17 protein-coding genes and 1 pseudogene are annotated in these 19,261 nt (G+C 50.0%); 9 read left to right on the plus strand and 9 right to left on the minus strand.

All coding sequences use genetic code 11. From position 1 onward, the window contains the following. Positions 1-47: 47 nt before the first annotated feature. The 4 genes from WH95_RS08145 to WH95_RS08155 all read right to left on the minus strand — a co-directional run bounded on the left by WH95_RS08145 (position 48) and on the right by WH95_RS08155 (position 3,930). Positions 48-950 (minus strand): LysR substrate-binding domain-containing protein, encoded by a 903-nt coding sequence (locus tag WH95_RS08145; protein WP_046505489.1) that lies wholly within the window; start codon positions 948-950, stop codon positions 48-50. Positions 951-1,095: 145 nt separating this feature from the next. Further along, positions 1,096-1,248: a hypothetical protein gene (locus WH95_RS21270; protein ID WP_157845920.1), complete on the minus strand. Its 153-nt coding sequence runs from the start codon at positions 1,246-1,248 to the stop codon at positions 1,096-1,098. Between the two features lie 74 nt (positions 1,249-1,322). After that, positions 1,323-2,354, minus strand: coding sequence for an L-threonine 3-dehydrogenase (gene tdh / locus WH95_RS08150; protein WP_046505492.1), 1,032 nt, complete (start codon positions 2,352-2,354; stop codon positions 1,323-1,325). 388 nt (positions 2,355-2,742) lie between these two features. Continuing rightward, on the minus strand, positions 2,743-3,930 hold the full coding sequence (locus WH95_RS08155) for a glycine C-acetyltransferase (protein WP_046505494.1): 1,188 nt from the start codon (positions 3,928-3,930) through the stop codon (positions 2,743-2,745). Between the two features lie 318 nt (positions 3,931-4,248). On the opposite strand from WH95_RS08155, the pseudogene WH95_RS21920 reads away from it, so the two are divergent. Further along, positions 4,249-4,449: pseudogene (locus tag WH95_RS21920) on the plus strand (GFA family protein); the annotation flags it as partial. Then, on the plus strand, positions 4,450-4,599 hold the full coding sequence (locus WH95_RS21925; protein WP_455349778.1) for a hypothetical protein: 150 nt from the start codon (positions 4,450-4,452) through the stop codon (positions 4,597-4,599). A gap of 103 nt (positions 4,600-4,702) precedes the next feature. Here the strand turns inward: WH95_RS21925 and ftrA are convergent, their stop codons facing one another. Next, positions 4,703-5,746 (minus strand): transcriptional regulator FtrA, encoded by a 1,044-nt coding sequence (ftrA, locus tag WH95_RS08165; protein ID WP_218044473.1) that lies wholly within the window; start codon positions 5,744-5,746, stop codon positions 4,703-4,705. 135 nt (positions 5,747-5,881) lie between these two features. Between ftrA and WH95_RS08170 the strand changes: the two genes are divergently transcribed. Further along, positions 5,882-6,283 (plus strand): rhodanese-like domain-containing protein, encoded by a 402-nt coding sequence (locus tag WH95_RS08170; protein WP_046505499.1) that lies wholly within the window; start codon positions 5,882-5,884, stop codon positions 6,281-6,283. Positions 6,284-6,549: 266 nt separating this feature from the next. On the opposite strand, the gene WH95_RS08175 is transcribed toward WH95_RS08170, so the two are convergent. Continuing rightward, the gene (locus tag WH95_RS08175) at positions 6,550-7,134 is read right to left on the minus strand and encodes a helix-turn-helix domain-containing protein (RefSeq protein ID WP_046505501.1); all 585 of its coding nucleotides are present in this window, start codon (positions 7,132-7,134) and stop codon (positions 6,550-6,552) included. A 166-nt stretch (positions 7,135-7,300) separates the two neighbouring features. On the opposite strand from WH95_RS08175, the gene WH95_RS20520 reads away from it, so the two are divergent. From WH95_RS20520 to WH95_RS08190, 3 genes are all read left to right on the plus strand, one after another. Further along, positions 7,301-7,810 (plus strand): hypothetical protein, encoded by a 510-nt coding sequence (locus WH95_RS20520; RefSeq protein WP_052741880.1) that lies wholly within the window; start codon positions 7,301-7,303, stop codon positions 7,808-7,810. 227 nt (positions 7,811-8,037) lie between these two features. Further along, positions 8,038-9,249: a multidrug effflux MFS transporter gene (locus WH95_RS08185; protein WP_046505503.1), complete on the plus strand. Its 1,212-nt coding sequence runs from the start codon at positions 8,038-8,040 to the stop codon at positions 9,247-9,249. Beyond that, on the plus strand, positions 9,246-10,130 hold the full coding sequence (locus WH95_RS08190) for a LysR family transcriptional regulator (protein WP_046505505.1): 885 nt from the start codon (positions 9,246-9,248) through the stop codon (positions 10,128-10,130). Before WH95_RS08185 ends, WH95_RS08190 begins: the two co-directional genes overlap by 4 nt. 112 nt (positions 10,131-10,242) lie before the next feature. Here WH95_RS08190 and WH95_RS08195 read toward each other — a convergent pair whose 3' ends face one another. Next, positions 10,243-10,785, minus strand: a complete 543-nt coding sequence (locus WH95_RS08195; protein WP_046505507.1) for a YaeQ family protein — start codon at positions 10,783-10,785, stop codon at positions 10,243-10,245. A gap of 344 nt (positions 10,786-11,129) precedes the next feature. Here WH95_RS08195 and WH95_RS08205 point away from each other — a divergent pair, with 344 nt between their 5' ends. Then, complete coding sequence (locus WH95_RS08205; protein ID WP_157845921.1) at positions 11,130-11,951, plus strand: substrate-binding periplasmic protein; 822 nt, start codon at positions 11,130-11,132, stop codon at positions 11,949-11,951. 2 nt (positions 11,952-11,953) lie between these two features. Here WH95_RS08205 and WH95_RS08210 read toward each other — a convergent pair whose 3' ends face one another. Then, positions 11,954-12,295, minus strand: coding sequence for a winged helix-turn-helix transcriptional regulator (locus tag WH95_RS08210; protein WP_046505513.1), 342 nt, complete (start codon positions 12,293-12,295; stop codon positions 11,954-11,956). A 96-nt stretch (positions 12,296-12,391) separates the two neighbouring features. Here WH95_RS08210 and WH95_RS08215 point away from each other — a divergent pair, with 96 nt between their 5' ends. Continuing rightward, complete coding sequence (locus WH95_RS08215; protein WP_218044474.1) at positions 12,392-12,739, plus strand: putative quinol monooxygenase; 348 nt, start codon at positions 12,392-12,394, stop codon at positions 12,737-12,739. A gap of 161 nt (positions 12,740-12,900) precedes the next feature. After that, a complete protein-coding gene (locus WH95_RS08220) occupies positions 12,901-13,221 on the plus strand; it encodes a YbjQ family protein (protein WP_046505515.1) in 321 nt (106 codons plus the stop codon). Between the two features lie 165 nt (positions 13,222-13,386). On the opposite strand, the gene WH95_RS08225 is transcribed toward WH95_RS08220, so the two are convergent. Then, positions 13,387-18,222, minus strand: a complete 4,836-nt coding sequence (locus tag WH95_RS08225) for an NAD-glutamate dehydrogenase (RefSeq protein WP_046505518.1) — start codon at positions 18,220-18,222, stop codon at positions 13,387-13,389. Between the last annotated feature and the right edge of the window lie 1,039 nt (positions 18,223-19,261).

Raw genomic sequence — 19,261 nt, forward strand, 5'->3', positions numbered from 1 at the left:
GAAAATCGACGGGGTTTGTCAACGGTCTGAAAAAGGGGCAATGCCCCTTAGATAAAGTGGTTTTCGGGCAGGTTGAATTTTTCCACCATGAAGTCCACGAAGACGCGGACTTTGGGGGACAGGTGGCGACCCGGGGGGTAGATGGCGTAGATAGCGCTGTCGGGAACGTGGTAGTCAGGTAGAACTTCGACCATATGGGCCTGGCGAATGGCGGGGCCAACCAGCCAGAGGGGGAGCAGGCTGATCCCCATGTTTTTGCAGGTCAGATCCATGATAACTTCGGGGTTGTTGGTTTCCACGGCGCCACTGACATGGACCAGCTCTGCGCCGTCTGGTCCTTCAAAGCGCCAGTCGTTGCGAAAGGCACGTGAAGCATAGATCAGGCAATCATGATTTTCCAAATCCTTCGGATGTTTTGGTGCGCCGTGCTTTTTGAGGTATTCCGGCGAAGCACAGACCACCCGGCGATTGGCCGCCAGCTTGCGTGCGATCAGGCTGGAATCTTCCAGATCGCCAATGCGCACGGCAAGGTCATAGCCTTCACTCAACAGATCCACAAAGCGGTCCTGTAGATTGAGATCCAACTTGATTTCGGGATAGAGGCTCATAAATTCAGGAATAAGCCCGGTAATCCACAGGCGTCCAAAAGCAACGGGTACGTTTATTTTCAGGGTTCCCCGCGGCGCGGCATGCAGGTTTGCTACCGCATCCTCGGCCTCTTCCACGTCCACCAGAATCTGACAGCAACGCTCATAGAAGCCCTTGCCGACTTCCGTCAGGGAAAGATGGCGCGTTGTGCGATTAAAAAGCCGCGCCCCGAGGCGATCTTCCAACCGCCCGACCTGTTTGCTCACCGCCGAAGGAGTCAAGGAAGCCGCCCGCGCCGCCGCCGAAAAGCTGCCCTCGTTCACCACCTTCACAAAGATGCCCATCGCCGAAAGATTATCCATGTGCTCGCCCTGAGTCAGAATTTATTTGTGACACAGGGGAATAGATAGCAGGATTTTAATGGATTGTAACGATGATTAGGGAAGTAATTATACCTGCTGAAAGCAGTGTGCTACATGAAGGTAGGCAAAGCATCTAATTGAAATTTCAACACGCCAGCTTCAAAGCTCGACGCTTATTGTCAATCAAAGTCTGTAGGCGGGATTTCATTTCATCATTAGACATAAACCGCCCTGCTTGCCGTTTACGCAACAAAAGGCCAAGTGCTTCTTGATCTTTGGGTTTTACTTTCTTCTCCACTGAACCTGCCCCAGCTTAAGCCATCGTATTTAAACGATGCCAGTGTATCCTGTTAATAAAGCAGTATCAAAACTTCAATCCACACCCCAATCCAGTATCACCTTGCCGGAGTTGCCGGAACGCATGATGTCAAAGCCTTGCTGGAAGTCGTCGATGCTGTAGTGGTGAGTAATGATCGGGGTCAGGTCTAGGCCGCCTTGGATCAGGGCGGCCATTTTGTACCAGGTTTCGAACATTTCGCGGCCATAGATGCCCTTAATCACGAGGCCCTTGAAGATCACTTCGTTCCAGTCAATGCCCATGCGCCCGGGGGGAATGCCGAGCATGGCAATGCGGCCACCGTGGTTCATGGCGCCAAGCATCCCGTTAAAGGCGGGTTCACTGCCAGACATTTCAAGGCCAACGTCAAAGCCCTCTGTCATGCCGAGGTCGGCCATAACCTCTTCGATTGAGCTTTCCGTGACATTGACAGCATGCTTGATGCCCATCTTCTTGGCCAGTTCCAGACGGTAGGGATTAATATCGGTAATCACCACGTGGCGGGCACCGACATGGCGGCAGATTGCGGCGGCCATGATGCCGATGGGGCCAGCCCCTGTGATCAGCACGTCCTCGCCCACCACATCAAAGGACAGCGCGGTATGGGCCGCATTGCCAAAGGGATCGAGGATTGCCGCAATATCGTCAGAAATATCATCGGGCAGGATAAAGACGTTACTGGCCGGCAGGCAGAGATACTCGGCAAAGGAGCCTGTGCGATTCACGCCGACGCCTTCGGTATTGCGACAGAGATGACGCCGCCCCGCCCGACAGTTGCGGCAATGTCCACAGGTCAGATGGCCTTCGCCCGAGACCCGCTGTCCGATTTCCAGATGTGAAACCTGACTGCCTACCTCTTCGATGGTCCCCACGTACTCATGCCCCACGGTCATGCCGACAGGAATCGTGGCCTTGGCCCAGTCATCCCAGTTATAGATATGCACATCGGTGCCACAGATCGACGACTTGCGGATCTTGATCAGCACATCATTGGGGCCGATTTCCGGTTTGGCTTCATCGCGCATCCAGATGCCGGGTTCTGCCTTTAACTTCGCCAAGGTTTTCATATCTAAACTCCAACCAGCCAGTGGCTGGTTTATGGTTATCGCTCTGTTCTCTAAATAGAGAACTTCTCTATCGTTCAAGCGCCACTAAGGCTTGTTCTCGCATAAGCTCGGGCGCGTAGTCACGCTTGCCAGATTGAGAATATTCAATCTGGATTTGGTTTTATACCGCTTCTCAAGAAAGCGTATTGCGCTCAAGTGCCGCGCATGCTTGTCCTCACTTCGTTCCGGGCGTGCATTCGCACTTGCCAGATCCTGGATAGGATCTGGGTTAGGTTTGTACCGTCCCCCGAGAGGACGTATTGCGCTCAAACGCCACTAAGGCTTACCTCGTATAAACTCGGGCGTCCGGTCGGACTTGCCAAATTGCACCAGCAATTTGGTTTACTTCTTATATTATCCCCAGTTCTTTTCCGGCTTCGCCGAAGGCTTTGATGGCCCGGTCGATCTGTTCCTTTGTGTGGGCTGCAGACATCTGGGTGCGGATGCGCGCCTCGCCTTTTGGCACCACGGGGAACGAGAAGCCGATGACATAGATGCCCCGTTGCAGCAGCGCATCTGCCAATTTGGTGGCAAGGGCGGCATCGCCGATCATCACCGGGATAATGGGGTGCTCGCCCGGGAGCAAATCAAAACCCAGCTCGGCCATACCTTTGCGGAAATGGTTGCTGTTTTCCACCAGCTTGGCGCGCAGGTCCTGCCCGTTTTCCACCAGATCCAATACTGCAAGAGTCGTTGCTGTGATCACCGGGGCCAGAGAGTTGGAGAAGAGATAGGGGCGCGAGCGCTGGCGCAACCAGTCCACAATCTCTTTTTTCGCAGAGGTATAGCCGCCAGACGCCCCGCCCAGCGCTTTGCCCAACGTGCCTGTAATGATATCCACGCGGTCGCGCAGGCCCCAGTAATCCGGCGTTCCGGCACCGTTTGGCCCCATAAACCCGACGGAATGGCTGTCGTCCACCATCACCAGTGCGTCGTACTTGTCCGCCAGATCACAGATTGCGGGCAGGTTGGCAATGTAACCATCCATAGAAAAGACGCCGTCTGTCACGATTAGACGGAAACGCTGGTCCTGTGCCTCTTTCAGGCAGCGTTCCAGCTCGTCCATATCACTGTTGGCATAGCGATAACGCTTGGCTTTGCAGAGGCGAACCCCGTCGATGATACTGGCATGATTCAAGGCATCACTGATCACCGCATCTTCGGCCCCGAGGATCGTTTCAAACAGACCAGCGTTGGCATCAAAACAAGAGGAATAGAGAATGGTGTCTTCCTGTCCCAGAAAGCGGGAAAGGCGGTCTTCAAGCTCTTTATGAATGCCCTGGGTGCCACAGATAAAACGTACGGAGGAAAGCCCGAAACCATAGTCATCCAGCGCCTTTTGCGCCGCGGCCACCAAAGCAGAATCATTGGACAGACCAAGATAGTTATTGGCACAAAAATTCAAAACATCGCCAGAGGACTGGACCTTGATCGCCGAAGACTGGGATGATTCAATCACCCGTTCAGCCTTGTAGAGGCCTGATTCCTTCAAGGTGGCGATTTCACCCGTTAGATGCTTGATAATGGACTTGCTCATAACCCGTCGCGATCCCGTTTCAATGGAAGTTCAATATAATAGATATATTATCTAGTATAAGGGATTCGTCAAGCCACTTACTGCCCAGTACTGCCCAGAATTTTACCCGTAACCTGAGAACAGTGCTTCAAGAATGCTAACAAGGCTGCTGTTTCCCCTATCGTCGTTATCAGGAATACTAGCATACTGCGCAGGTACAATATCAGCTATATTAGGCCGAACACAGGAATCAGCCTGAACAACAGGAGCCTCAGCATGTAACAGTTCACAGAAGCGGAACTCTTCACCGGGGGATGCCTCTGTGGCAAGGTCCGGCTTGTGGCGTCGGGAAGGCCCGATCGGGTCGGGGTCTGTCACTGTCTTGATTGCCGGAAACATCATGGCGCACTTTTCTATGCCGCCGCTATATTCCCGCAAACTGCTGTCACCGTCGACGGCAAAACCCGCGCCTATAAGGGGCGGCATTTCTGCCCTGATTGCGGATCATCGGTTTTTGCACAGACGGGAGATGAGATCGAAGTGCACCTTGGCACGCTGGATGCCCCTGACCAGTTTGCACCCGACTATGAAAGCTGGACCCTGCGCCGCGAAGCCTCCTTGCCCGCCTTTCCCCACACAAAACAATACGCCCGTGATCGTGATGATTCAGAAGGCTCTAAAGAGTCGTAACACCGCAGCTTAAGGCTTGAATCACAAACAAACGCGCTACTGCGATAAACTGAACCAAAGCCGCAAACTCATCCCCAAATAAAGCCCGTGGCGCTGCCACAGATTAGAGGATCTGGTAGTTCTGGCGGTATCGGGTCGGGCTGATTCCCATTTGATCACGGAAGTGATGGCGCAGGGTATCGGCGAGGCCAAAACCACAGTGCGAGGCGATTTCTTCCACAGACATCGCGGTTTCTTCCAGACAGGTACAGGCCAGCGCCAGGCGTTCCTGAATCATCCACTTGGCCGGGGGCAGCCCCGTTGCTTCCTTGAATCGCCGGATAAAAGTGCGCAGACTCATATGCGCGCGTCTGGCCAGCTCTTCGACCCGCAGCGGCGTGTGCAGGTGCTTTCTGATCCAGGCCAGAAGGTCATCCATCGCCAGTTCTCTCCGCACCTGTGGGCGGTCGATAAACTGCGCCTGTCCGCCATCGCGCTGTGCCGGAAGCACCAGACGTTTGGCGACCTTGTTCGCTACGGCAGGGCCAAAGTCGTTGCGGATAATATTCAAACAGAGGTCGAGTCCCGCGGCGGACCCCGCCGAAGTCATGATTCGCCCCTCATCAATAAAGAGGACATTGGGATCAACGTGTAAATCAGGGTATGTCTCTGCCAAAAGATCCGCATAGCGCCAGTGTGTCGTGACCTTTTGATTGCGCAGGATTCCCGCCGCCGCCAGCACAAAGACACCGGAACAGATCGACACAATTCTGGCCCCGCGATAATAGGCCGCCCAGATGGCTTCCAATAACGCCTCGGGCGGGCGTTCGTGCACAGAGCGCCAGCCCGGCACCACGATGGTGTCCGCCTTTTCCAGCACTTCCAGCCCCTTTTCCGCCGTCACCTGTAGCCCACCAATGGCGCGGCACGGCCCGCTGTCTGCCGAGCAGGTCGTGAAGTCATACCAGTCATCAAACTCGGGGCGGTCCAGACCAAAAGCCTCTACAACCATGCCGTATTCAAAGGTACAGAGACCGTCATAGACCACCGCCGCAACAAGGTGGTTTGCCTTCTTCACAGCTATTTCTTGAGAGGTTTCCAAGTTCTTTTTTGAGATCGTCTTCTGAACTGATTGCGGGACTAGTTTCTGGCGAGATTTTTTATTCATGGCAGATTTTTCACTATCTGAATTAATTGGCATTATTTATATTAATATAGTCATTTATGCCAATAGGCAAGCGTAAAAACACGCCCTATGATCATTTTCATCACCACCTGAACACGAAGATTTTGGAGAAAAGAAATGCCGTCTAATGTCGCCCTCGTTCCCGCCGCACCTCCCGAAGAAGCGCTAATGCATTTCGAGCGCCGCCTGCGTCTGGAAACCGATTGCTGGGACACGCATCATGCGCTGAACGAACAGGAACAGGATTTTGTTTTGCTGGATGTACGATCACCGGATCTCTACGAGGCCGGACACATTCCCAAGGCCATCAACTTGCCCCACGGCAAGATCATCGCCCGCAAAATGCGCGGTTTTCCCGACGATACCCTGTTCGTCGTCTATTGCGCTGGCCCCCACTGTAACGGCGCCAACAAAGCCGCCATACGCCTCGCCAAACTGGGCTATCAGGTCAAAGAGCTGATCGGTGGTATCGAAGGTTGGAAAGACGAAGGCTTTGACCTCGTCACAGGCGTTATTTGATTTTTGGGCTGATTTTTTTTGTGGCCTGTTTTGGGCCAGTTACAAGGCCATCTACGACAGGATAGAAGTCCGGCAAAACATTATTTCCTGGGTCGTTACCTTGGGTCGTTGGCTTGGATCGTTGGCTTGGATCGTTGGCTGGCCCGAATCACAAGATAGAGATTTACCAGCACTTACATCAAGAAAAGGCATCTATACGACACGAGCAGGTCGAAGTAGATGCCTTTTCATATAAATAGCCTACGCGTTAACATACCGCCCGAATTTTACAGCCCCTGTAGCCGTTCGACCACCAGCAAGGCAACAGCGTTGCCGTCGCCCACGTTGATCAGGGCATGGTCGCAATCGGCGGGGTAGCGGGCGGTGCCGCCGGCTTCGACAGTTTCTGTATCGCCCGCGGACTCAACCTCTATGCGCCCCGACAGCACCGTCAGGTGTTCGCGGGTTCCTTCGGCATGGGGGGCAGAGCGCAAGGCCCCGGCGGCTTCGAAGCTCAGTTCGTACCACTCGCACAGCGCAGCATTTTCAACGGGGGAGAGAATACGCATCACACAGCTGCCATCCGGGCTGGACATGGTGGGCGTCAGGTTCGCGGGCACGGCCTCTATCTTGACCACTTCCGGCTCGCGCGGCGCGCCCTCTAGCAGTTCATAGATATCCATGCCAAAGCTTTGCGTCAGGCTCCAGAGCGTCGCAAAGGTCGGGTTGGCCTGTCCGCGCTCTATCTGCGAGAGCATGGACTTGGACACCCCCGAAAGCTTCGCCAGCTGATCCAGCGTCAGCTTCTTTTCCTTGCGCGCATCCCGCACCTTATCCCCGATCTGCGGCACACCCTTGCGTTTCGTACTCATACCTTACCTAAAACCCCTTTAGTGGAATTTCCACCATAGTGGATTTTTAGAGCGAGTGCCAGATGGAAGGAGTTTTAGGTTTAAATTATTGAAATGCTAATGATAGTATTAAATTTAATTGTGTATAATAATTAGCAACTCACACTAAGGCATTTCTAGGTGCAAAATGACAGACCCTGCTCAATGGCTAAATATGCATTTTGAAGGTTGGAGCAATCTCACACCCCAAGAGAAGAAAGCTATAAGAGATTTTCCAATCTTGTGGTCTATATTCGAGTTGCAAGCAACTGGCCAAAATGGCGAGCGTCCAAATGCTACGCCAGAGAGAATTTGCAGAGCAATTGAAAACCTAACTGCCGATATAGATGAGAATGGAATTCAACAAGCTAAACATTACTTCTCTGGACGTTACTATAATGACAACGGTCAAGGAACGTATGCATTTGATCAACTTAGAGTTCACAGCGACTATCAACAATACGTAAGAAATGCACTTCTTGAGGTAGATGTATCCAGCCAAAATATTTTGCTTGGATTATTATTAATTATCAATCGGCTGAGAAACAATTTTCTGCACGGAGAAAAAGCATCATATGCATTCGCAAATCAACTAGAAAATTTTCGTCATGCTAATAGTGTGTTAATGTTCGCAATCCCTTTATGGGATACACCCTAAGACATTTTTCTTTTAATTCATCTCGGGCTAACTAGCGCTTTTCCATCTGACGTGCGTCACATGCAACGTACTGTCATCAATCGCGACCACGACGTCGCCGTCCTGAATGAAAAGGCACCACAAAACATTACTTCCCAAATGGAACTAGTATAGTTCTTATTAATGATATTTTGGTCGTCTTGAATCAATTCTATTGTTAACTCCTACAGATTTCCGGAGTTAACACCATGGACCAACCCAACCGTCGTTTTGAGATAGAATTCATCATTCTAATCGCCACGTTGATGGCAATTGTAGCAATGGCGATAAATATGATCTTGCCTGCCTTTGCAGACATCACCCGACATTTCGGATTGGATACACCAACACAGGTTGGGTTAACGGTATCGCTGTTGTATGTCGGGCTGGCATTTGGCCAAATCACCTTTGGCGCGATCTCAGACAACTTGGGCAGAAAACCGGCAATGCTCGCTGGTCTGGGGATTTTTGTCGTGGGTACACTGGTGTCCTGGAGTGCCCCGACATTTCCATTGCTGATATTCGGACAGATTATTCAGGGCTTCGGTCTGGGGGCACCCAGGGTCATCACAGTCGCCATTATACGGGACCGTTTTGAAGGCTCGGGCATGGCGCGAATCATGTCATTCATTATGATGATCTTTGCATTGGTTCCCACCGTATCACCCTATATTGGTCAAGCGGTGATCGTCGCCTCTGATTGGCGCATGCTGTTTGTGGTTTTTGTCGCCGGGACAATGCTGGCCGCGCTCTGGTTTGCATGTCGCTTGCCCGAGAGCCATCCCACGTCAGCAAGAACGGGCTTTTCATTTCGCCCTGTGCTTGTCAATTTGCGCGACGTTCTGTCGAACCGCGCTGCTATGGTACACGCGGCTACCCTTGGTATTGTGTCTGGTGCGTTCATTGCCTATCTGAATCTGTCCCAACAAATTTTTGAGTTTCAATACGGCTTGGGAAATCAATATCCCTTTTATTTTGCTCTGATGTCTTTGAGTCTGGCATCGGCATCATTTATCAACGGACGAGTCGTCGTCGCCGTCGGTCTGGAGCGCCTCTCTGCATTTGGATTATTTGGTATGATAGCCGGATCCACGGTTTTAGTCGGCATCATTGCTATATCGCCCAGCGATCCAGCCCTGCCCGTCCTGCTCGTATATCTGATGGCGATGATGTTCTGCTTTGGCATTTTGGTAAGCAATCTCAACGCTTTGGCCATGAAATCTCTGGGAACTGTCGCAGGAACAGGTGCTGCGCTGGTTGGTGCACTGACCACACTCATATCGGTACCGCTGGCCATTATGGTTGGCAATATCCACCACAACTCGGTACTGTCGCTTGCATCAGCATTTGGTTTGTTCGCACTCATTAGCCTGTGCATGGTGCGTTTCATCCCGACGGAACGATTGCAGGTAAACACATGAAGCTGTTGGACATGGAAACATTTGTAGCGGTTGCCAGGGCGGGCAGCTTTGCAGGAGCGTCCGCGATTTTGGGCATTACAAGCTCGGCAGCCAGTCGACGTATCGCCCGTCTGGAAGACAGTTTACAGGTTAAACTTCTTTACCGTACCACACGCGCGCTGTCACTAACCGAGGCGGGTAACGAGTTCCTCATACATGCCCAATCGGCTTTGTTATCTGCAGAGAATGCAGTTGATGCCGTCAAAAGTCATCAATCATCTCCCGAGGGGCACCTGAGGGTACATGCGCCTATGTCATACGGAAAGCTTCATGTTTCGCCACTCATACCTGAATTTCTGGATCAATTTCCAAATCTGAAAATCAGTTTGTTCCTGGATGACAAGATTCCCGACCTGTTGGACGCAAATCTCGATGTTGCCATTACTGGCCGCCACATTTCTTCCGGCAGCTATATCGTACGCAAGGTTGGCGCGCTGACAAGTGTGCTATGCGCAGCACCTCACTATCTTGAGCATCACGGGGCGGTCCAACACCCACAGGACTTGTCAGCACACAACTGCCTTTTCTATCATCATTCCGAAAACACACCTTATTGGGTTTTTAACCATGACGGCATTTCATTTGAGGTGGAGGTATCCGGAAACTTCCTGTCCGATAGCAGCGAAGCTGTTCACGATGCGGCTCTCAAGGGAATGGGGATTGCACGCATCCCTCGATTTCTCGCCAATCCCGACTTAAAAGCCGGTCGTCTCATCGAACTGTTGCCGGATTTTGTCATGCCGGAAAAACTGCTTTTCACCGTTTACCCTGAGCGAGAGCACAAGCCTGCCAAATTGAACGCCTTTCTTGAGTTTTTTATACCCAGACTGGCGACACCATAAAAGTTGGCAACACCATAAAATTCGACCCTATCATACAGCATTGTTTTTTTATGGCGAGAGGTAGAGTTCTTTGGCGCAGAAGAAACATTCTGATACAGCGAAAGCCTGTAGCCTAAAGCTTTTTCCACCTCATCGGCGTCACATGCAGCGTACTGTCATCAATCGCAACCATAACGTCGCCGTCCTGAATAGTGACGGACAGACGCATGGAGCGGTTGGCGAGGTCGGCCAGGGCGCGAGTGTCTTCTCGTGAGAAGTTTATCACCTCGAGATTATCAAACCGCGTGGTGCTGTTTTTGACCTTCTCCCACCACATCTCTGCTGTTGAGCCGCCGTAACAATAGATTATGACCTTGTTGGCCTTGCCACAGGACTGGCGCACGATTTTTTCCCCCGGCATGCCCAGCGCGATCCACAGATCGATCTCGCCACTCAGGCTTTTTTGCCACAGGTCCGGTTCATCCTCTGTGGACAGACCCCGGGTAAATTCCAGTTGCTCGTGGGCGTTCAGGGCAAAGCTCAACACGCGCAGCATCAAACGCTCATCGGTTTCCGAAGGGTGCTTGGCAACGGTGAGATTATGGGTCTCGTAATAGTGACGATCCATATCAGCAACGGAAAGTTCTACTTTATAGATGGTGGCATTCTTTGCCATGAATTGCGCCTGTTCTGCTTTTTTCAGGAATTTGAATGACTCAACTTGGGTACTGAATGTTGTTTAATGGCATTGGCGACTTTGGGAAAGCAGAAAGAAAAGGGACAAGGCTTTTCCTTGAAGGATAGCATTTTGAGTCTGGATTTTTTAAGCTCCTGATTTTTAATCTCCCCTAACAATTAGCCCTTACCCATACTCTATTTGTGAGCTACCAAGTCTATGTCGGTAACAACATAATCAAGCCAGCTTTAATGTATAGTTGATAAACTTGCGCTAAAGTTGTGCCCAAGACAAATAACGTTTGGACAGTTAGTTTATGGACAGGCAAATTTGGGGAGGCAAGCTTGCCCACAGGTAACACTCCGGTAAGAGGTTTGTTTCTATTGCTAAACCAGTATGTTGCCCCGTTAACGGGTCTCTTTCTCATCCTGTTTTGCTGCATGATCTCTGGGGTATTGTTAAGCAGTGTCTCTGCGCAAGACATATCAACCGGACAAACCATACGCATAGTCGCCACAGACTATCCGCCACATGTAATCGCCGCTGAGGAAGGTGGCATGGATCTGGATATCCTGCGGGGTGTTCTGGATGAAATGGGGCACCCATCCACCGTCAGTTTTGTGCCCACCAAACGCGCATTGGCCATGGTCACCCGGGGTGATGCCGATGTTGCCGTGCCTGTTTTCCTTGAAACAGATCGGGATGGTTATTACACGTCAGACGCAATCATAGAATACAAGCCAACTGTTTTTACCCTCAGCAAAAACCAAGATAAATTTCGAAACTTGGGCGCTCTGAGTGAACACAGGGTTGTCACCTTTATCGGTGCAAGCGGTTATTTTGGAACAGTTTTTACCAATGCCACAGATAAAGCTATTTCCTATAACGAAATAAATAACGTTGACGCAATGCCAGAACTTTTATTGATGGAACGCTATTCAGCCGCAGTTCTGGATGCGAACATTTTTTATTATTTTTACAGAAAAGAAAATAAAAACAGAGACCTAAGCGTTTTTGACGCCCATGCCGTTTTCCCCAAGGTCGAGGCCTCTGTCGGGTTTAACAATAAAAGCTTTCGAGATTCCTTTAACCAACACCTTGCCAAATACCGCGCCGCAGGAAAAGACCATCAAGTCATCGAAAAATACATTGGCGCCACGCGTTAAATTTAATTATCCCTTTTTGTTTCAAGTACATGCTCTGCGCCCCAATCACCCAAGGCCAACAAAATAGGCCGCAGGCTCTCGCCCTTTGGTGTTAAGCTGTATTCTACCTTTGGCGGAACCACGGGATAGACTTCGCGGTGGATCAGGCCATCCCCCTCCAACTCCCGAAGCTGTTTGGTCAGCATCCGTTGTGTAATTGTGCCACAATCCCGCTGTAGTTCATTAAAGCGTTTGGTACCGGACAACAAATGAAAGAGAACAATGCCTTTCCACTTGCCGCCGATTATCTCTAACGCAGCCTCAACAGGGCAACCTTTGGAACAGTCATAAATATCGTATCGCATCACTCATAGTATACTTTTTGTATGTATAGCACAAAATTGTGCATACTTGTTAAATTACCCCTTAAATATATATTCGATTCATCCCCGGATAACTAAGTGAAATATCTAGACGAAAATATCCACTGGAAAACATCGACAAAAACGGAAATGCTCATGACAAAACTTGCCATTGTTGCCAATATTTACGCCAAGCCTGATCAGATTGATCTGGTACGAGCCGAGCTGGAAAAACTGATCCCCATTACACGCGCTGAAAATGGATGTCTGCAATACGATCTGCATCAGGATAATGACGATCCGGCTCATTTTATGTTCTTTGAAAGTTGGGAAACCCGCGAGCTGTGGCAAACCCACATGAACGCCCCGCACCTTGCCGCCTACATGGCCGCAACCGACGGGGCCGTTGAAAACTTTACCCTGAATGAAATGAGTCAGATCGGGTAAGTCAAACAAATCCAAAGACAAAAGCGGAACCGTTTTTATGGGCTTCTGCTTCTCTGCTTGCCGGTTTATTTTCCCCCAATTATTGCCATTTCTCCAGGAAACGGGCATGAATGAAGAAGCAATTTTATTCAATAAATCACTTTAGAAGCGGGGGAGCTTTCATGCAGATCGTCACAACTGATTCCATCGAGGGAAAACGCATCGTAGCCTATAAAGGTATCGTCAGCGGTGATGCCATCGTCGGTGCCAACTTCGTAAAGGACTTCTTTGCCAAGGTAACCGACGTGCTCGGCGGACGTGCAGGTGGCTATGAAAAAGCCCTGCGCGGTGCCAAGAATCACGCCATGGACGATATGATAGAACAGGCAGAAGAAGTTGGCGCCAACGCCGTGATCGGCGTTGATCTAGATTATGAATCAATCGGCGGGTCCATGTTAATGGTCAGCGTCAATGGCACCGCTGTGGTTCTGGAAGACGCCTAACATACACTTCGTGTACACACACTTTGTGATTTTGGGTTAAGGTCGGTGCGCTTGTTCCGGCCTTTTTCTTTTCAGAAAAGAAAACAAAGTATAAAAGGCCGAAGCACATGCTCCGGCCTTTCTTATTTAGTTCAAGCCCTGATCAAAGCAGAGCAACACTGTTGCTTAGGAAGACACCATGTTCTTGAGCTGACGGTTGGCCACCGCCAACATGGCGTAGTCGGGCTTTCCAGCGGCGTTCAGTTCCGCGAGGATCTGTTCGGTCCGGTTTACCAATGGGCGTTTCGATTCAGCCCACTCTTTGATAGCGGCCTCAACACGATCGGTTTTCCCTGCGGCCTCAAGTACCCGGGCTGTCAGTTCACCCTGATGACCATAGAGATCATCCACAATCGCCGTCACCGCCAGTTTATCCCATGCAGATTCACTTGGCAGACGACCGGCCGCACTGCGCAACCAGTCAAAGCCATAGCGTTCCCCGATAGAGAAATAGGTGCTGCCAACGGTATCCACGGGCATTTTCAGGGTATGGGCCAGACGCACAATATCACAGGCTGGCGTCAGAAGACGCAGACCCGCAATCCGCTTGGCGATATCAGCCGGAACACCCTGTGCTTTGAAGTTGGCGATTTTCTTTTTCAGAAGTGCCGTATTTTCCTTGGACAGTAGTTTTTCCAGCTGATCCGCAATCGTGCCGACTTCCTTGCCATAGGAATTGACCTCTTTTCGGATATCAAGCGGATGTGCTCCGTGACGCAGGAACCAGACAGTGCCCTGTTCAATCAGACGCCCACATTCCGCCAAAAGCGTTGCCTGAAGCGACGCGGGGGCCTTGTTATCCAGGCCTTCGATCATATCAAACAACGTATTCATATCGAACACTTCGCGGGCGATGGTATAGGCCCGGGCAATGTCGCAGGACGCCATGCCGGTTTTTTCCTTCACCTCGTAGACAAAGGTAATGCCGACCCGGTTGATCATGTCATTGGTTACTGCCGTAGCAATAATTTCACGACGCAGACGATGTTCGCCAATCTGTTTGGCAAACTTTTTCCGCAAGGCCGTCGGGAAATAGTCAATCAGCGTATCTTCCATATAGGAATCATCCGGCAGATTAGAGCCTAACAACTCGTCATAGAGAGAAATCTTGCTGTAAGACATCAGGGTCGCAAGCTCTGGCCGTTCAAAACCAAGGCCCTGTTTCATGCGCTCAAGCACCATCTCGTCATCGGGAAGGAACTCAATGGCCCGGTTCAGCAGGCCCTGCTTCTCTAAAGACCGCATATAGCGGGCAATACGGTCAAGCAGACGTCCGCCGATATTTGCAGTGACCGAAATCGCCTGACTTTGCAGATAGTTATCGCGCAAGACCAGATCCCCAACCTCATCAGTCATGGATTCCAGCAATTTGTCACGCTGCTTGCGTGTCATATCACCGTCCTGCTCGACAGCGCCAAGGAGAATCTTGATATTCACTTCGTGGTCAGAACAATCAACGCCCGCCGAGTTATCCAGGAAGTCAGCGTTTACACGACCACCGTTTTGCGCATATTCAATACGCGCCCGGTGGGTCATCCCCAGGTTCGCTCCCTCGCCCACGACTTTACACCGCAGTTCCTTGCCATTGAGACGCAGCGCATCATTCGCGCGGTCCCCGGCATCCCCATTGGTTTCGGTCGAATGCTTCACATAGGTGCCAATGCCGCCGAACCAGAGCAATTCAGCCTCTGATTTTAACATGGCACGAAGCAGATCATTCGGTGCCAGTTCGTCTTCGGCAATACCAAAGAGATCTTTCATCTCTTTGCTGATCTTCAAAGACTTGGCGCTGCGATCAAATACACCGCCACCCTGGGAAATCAGCTTTTCGTTATAATCTGTCCAGGATGAACGCGGTAAATCAAAAAGACGCCTGCGCTCGGCAAAGGATTTCGCCACATCGGGATCGGGATCAACAAAGATATGCAGATGGTTAAAAGCACCGACAAGCTTGGTTTGGTCCGACAACAGCATCCCGTTCCCGAACACATCGCCAGACATATCGCCAACACCGATCGCCGTGAAGGGTTCGTTCTGAATATCCTTACCCAGTTCGCGGAAATGACGTTTCACAGATTCCCAGGCACCCTTGGCTGTAATACCCATTTTCTTATGGTCATAGCCGGCAGAACCACCAGAGGCAAAGGCATCATCCAGCCAGAAACCATAGTCAGCCGAAACACCATTTGCGATATCAGAGAAGGTTGCCGTTCCCTTATCAGCCGCCACCACAAGATAGGGGTCATCCCCATCGCGACGAATCAATCTTTCAGGTGGCACAACTTCGCCAGCCACCAGATTATCGGTCAAGTCCAGCAAACCACGGATAAAGGTTTTATAACACTCGATACCAGAGTCGATAAAGGCTTCGCGCCCTTCGCTGGCCGGCGGCGGATTCTTGACCACAAAACCACCCTTGGATCCCACAGGTACGATGACTGAGTTTTTGACCTGCTGTGCTTTCACAAGACCAAGAATTTCAGTTCTGAAATCTTCCCGGCGATCTGACCAACGCAACCCACCACGCGCAACAGGGCCAAAACGAAGGTGCACGCCTTCTATATCCGGGCTATAGACAAAGATCTCGCGATAAGGTCTAGGCAACGGAAGATCAGTAATTTTTTCCGAATTCAGCTTGAACGACAGGTAAGATTTAAAATCGCCCTCTTCCGTTTTCTGCAAGAAGTTTGTTCGCAGTGTACATTCGATCACATTGCGGAAACGACGAATAATTCTGTCTTCATCAAGGTTGCTGACACCATCCAAAGCTTCGTTGATCTTTTTGTTCAGATCATCCGCAAGCTGTTCGTCCCGCTCGGTCCCTTTGCCCATAAATCGCACAAGGAAAAGATCGACAAGCATCCGGGTGATATTCGGATTATTGGCCAGCGTCTGTTCCATGTAGCTTTGAGAAAAAGGAATCTGTGCCTGAAGCAGGTACTTGCAATAGGCACGAAGAATAGTAACTTCACGAACTTTCAGACCCGCAATTAGAACCAGTCTGTTAAAACCGTCGTTTTCCATCTGCCCATGCCAGACAGAAGCAAAAGCCTCGTGGAAACCTTCGCGCAGGCTTGAGATTGAAATTTCCTGATCACCCGAAATCACCATGTTAAAATCGTGCATCCACACGCTTTCACCGGTTTCAAGGGAATTAAAGTGATAGGGAATTTCACTAAATACCTTTAGTCCCATGTTTTCCAACATCGGCAAGACATCAGACAATGGAACTGGATTATCCCGCAAATAGATTTTGAATCTGACCTGCTCGGGATCAGCCCCAAGCGGGCGATACAGATTCATGGCCAAGCCGTCACCCTCAAGCGCCTCTTCGGCCCGGGTAATGTCAAAAACCGCATCGTTTTCGTTAAAGTGTTCCTGATAATTCACCGGGAAAGCTGCGCCGAGACGACGCATGGCCCGGATACCCTGTTCTTCACCACGATCTTCGATCAAAACCCGTTCAAGGCGGTCTTCCCAAGAACGGCCTGCATCTGCAATACGAGCTTCCAGTTCGCTGACATCAACATCGGGCAACTGACCACGGGTTGTTTTAACAATGAAGTGAACCCGCGCGAGAACCGTGTCGGAAAGATGGGTAAAGAATGCGCTGATCTGGCCATTATAGGCATTGCATAAAATTTCCCCGATCTTGCGGCGCAAGGCCGTATCAAAACGGTCGCGAGGAATATAGGTTAGACAAGAAATAAACCGCTCAAAAGGATCTTTGCGCACAAAAAGTGCAATCCGGCGGCGTTCTTGCAAATGAAGAATACCATGCGATATCGCAGATAGTTCAGTACTGGAAATCTGGAACAGCTCATCTCGGGGATAGGTATCCAGAATATGGGTCAAACCTTTGCTGTCATGACTGCCGGCTTTAAACCCGGACTTATCCAGAACTTTCTTGACCTTGTGGCGCAACAGCGGAATATCGCTAGGTGAACAAGCATAGGCCGTAGAGGTCAAAAGGCCCGCAAACAAAATCTCACCGATCACTCGCCCCTTGGCATCAAAACGTTTCACAGCAACTGTATCAAGGTGGACAGCCCGGTGAACCGTTGAACGACGGTTTGCCTTCGTAATACGCAACAGAACAGGCTTGGTCATGAAATCCCGGACTTCTGCTGGCAAAGATCCAAAGTCTCTTAGACCGTCAAAAACATGAACATCAATATCACGCAGTAAGCCCAAAGAATCAGGATGTACCTTTAAAATCGCATTGGTGCCTTCGCCTTCAAACTTGTATTCGCGATATCCAAGGAAAGTGAAATTATCCTGGGTCATCCATTCCAGAAAAGAAATAGACTCGCTAATTTCAGTTTTGGATAGTGACGGCGGAGATTTTTTAAGCTCACCAATCACATCGTTCATCTTGCCAAGCATTGGCTGCCAGTCTTCGACGGCGGCTTTGACGTCTTCAAAAACCTTGGTCAGTTCATGCGCAATCTGTGTATGACTTTCGACAACCTGTTCACTAATCTGTATGTGCATCACAGATTCTGTCAGAATACCTTTGCCGCCACCGTTTGCATTGATGCCACTTAACTTACCCTTTGCATCGCGGACACAGCTGAGAACGGGGTGCACGACAAGATGTACTTCGACATCCAGACGTTCCAGGGCTGCAGTAACTGAATCTACCAGAAACGGCATGTCGTCATTAACGACTTCGATAATGGTATGGGACGATTTCCACCCGTGTTCTTCAGGTCGCGGGTTATAGACCTTTATTTTGGTTTCTCCGGCGTTGCGCTGCTGTAATTGCCCCCAGAGAGCCAGTGACGCCCCAAAGAGGTTATCTGCTGTCTCTTCACGCAAATCATCCGGCGGGACGTTTTCATAAAAAGTGCGCACAAACTGTTCAATCATCTGGGCTTTATCAGCACTTATTTTTTTGTGAACCAGCTCGACTACTTTATCAATACATTCAGATGTACTGCTATTGCCATGAATGGCCATTATTCTTTCCTCGGACCGCTGTCGCTTTTTAATTATTGGGTTATCGCTCTATTCGACGTCTCCACCCCAGGTCCGCCCTTAAAGGTGGAGGACAAACCACGTTAACCTATTTCAGGACCATTGTTAGTAAAAAATACGTCGTCTACAGGATATTTTTTCAATACTTACAAAAGAGTAAAGTTATCCACATTATTTTCGCCCATAGGTTTAAAAAATTGGCGCCAAAATCACCAAATGGAAGAGAACAAAGTCAGTCCATTTGTCCTACCTATTTTTACTATGGATACAGGCTATCTTGCCTTTTGATATCTAAGATCAGATTCGATCAGAGTCGGACTTATCCAGCGTTCTCAGCGTTCAAATTGTCATCACTTTTTTATCTAGGTCTCTATTTAACACGGCTCTCGGTGATTTTCCTCTGTCCTTGGGGTGCTCTTTGCAAAATACCAGCCGAAAGCAGCGGGAGAACGTCATATCTGAATGTTTTTTTAAGGACACTTTCAGGCCGTAAAATACCCACAATACCCGTGCCTTATAAAGCAATACGAGAGTTAGGTTGTCCCAAAAGCACAATTAATGCGCCCGTGTGACATCCAAATCTCTCTCAAAAGAATTAACAATGACACCTTTGTGGCCAGTTTATCAACGGCTTGCATTAAAACATCAGACAAGGTAACTCTATGAGCATGTATCGGATTAACACAGAAATTGCTGCGCGAATGTACACGAGCACGCGAATGACCGGGGGCATGGAAATGTCAACGACCATCGTCACGTCTGCTTGTTTAAATCTTCGCCACACGAGATCCGATCATGAATACTTCAGCTCTATCGCAGCAAAACAGCCTATCTAATTCCTGTAAGCTACCGAACTCCTACCGATTTATCAGACTAAGCTTTTCGGTACCTTCGCTTTCAATAGACACAATCAAAGATCAACTGACTTTCAATCAGTACAATGTCTTAGCAGATTTATCTGCCTCTTCACCTGGGGGACATTACCACCTTTTGATAGAAGCAGAGGTTTCCGCCCTTGATC

It is taken from the genome of Kiloniella litopenaei (genome assembly GCF_000982415.1).
Lineage (GTDB): Bacteria > Pseudomonadota > Alphaproteobacteria > Kiloniellales > Kiloniellaceae > Kiloniella > Kiloniella litopenaei.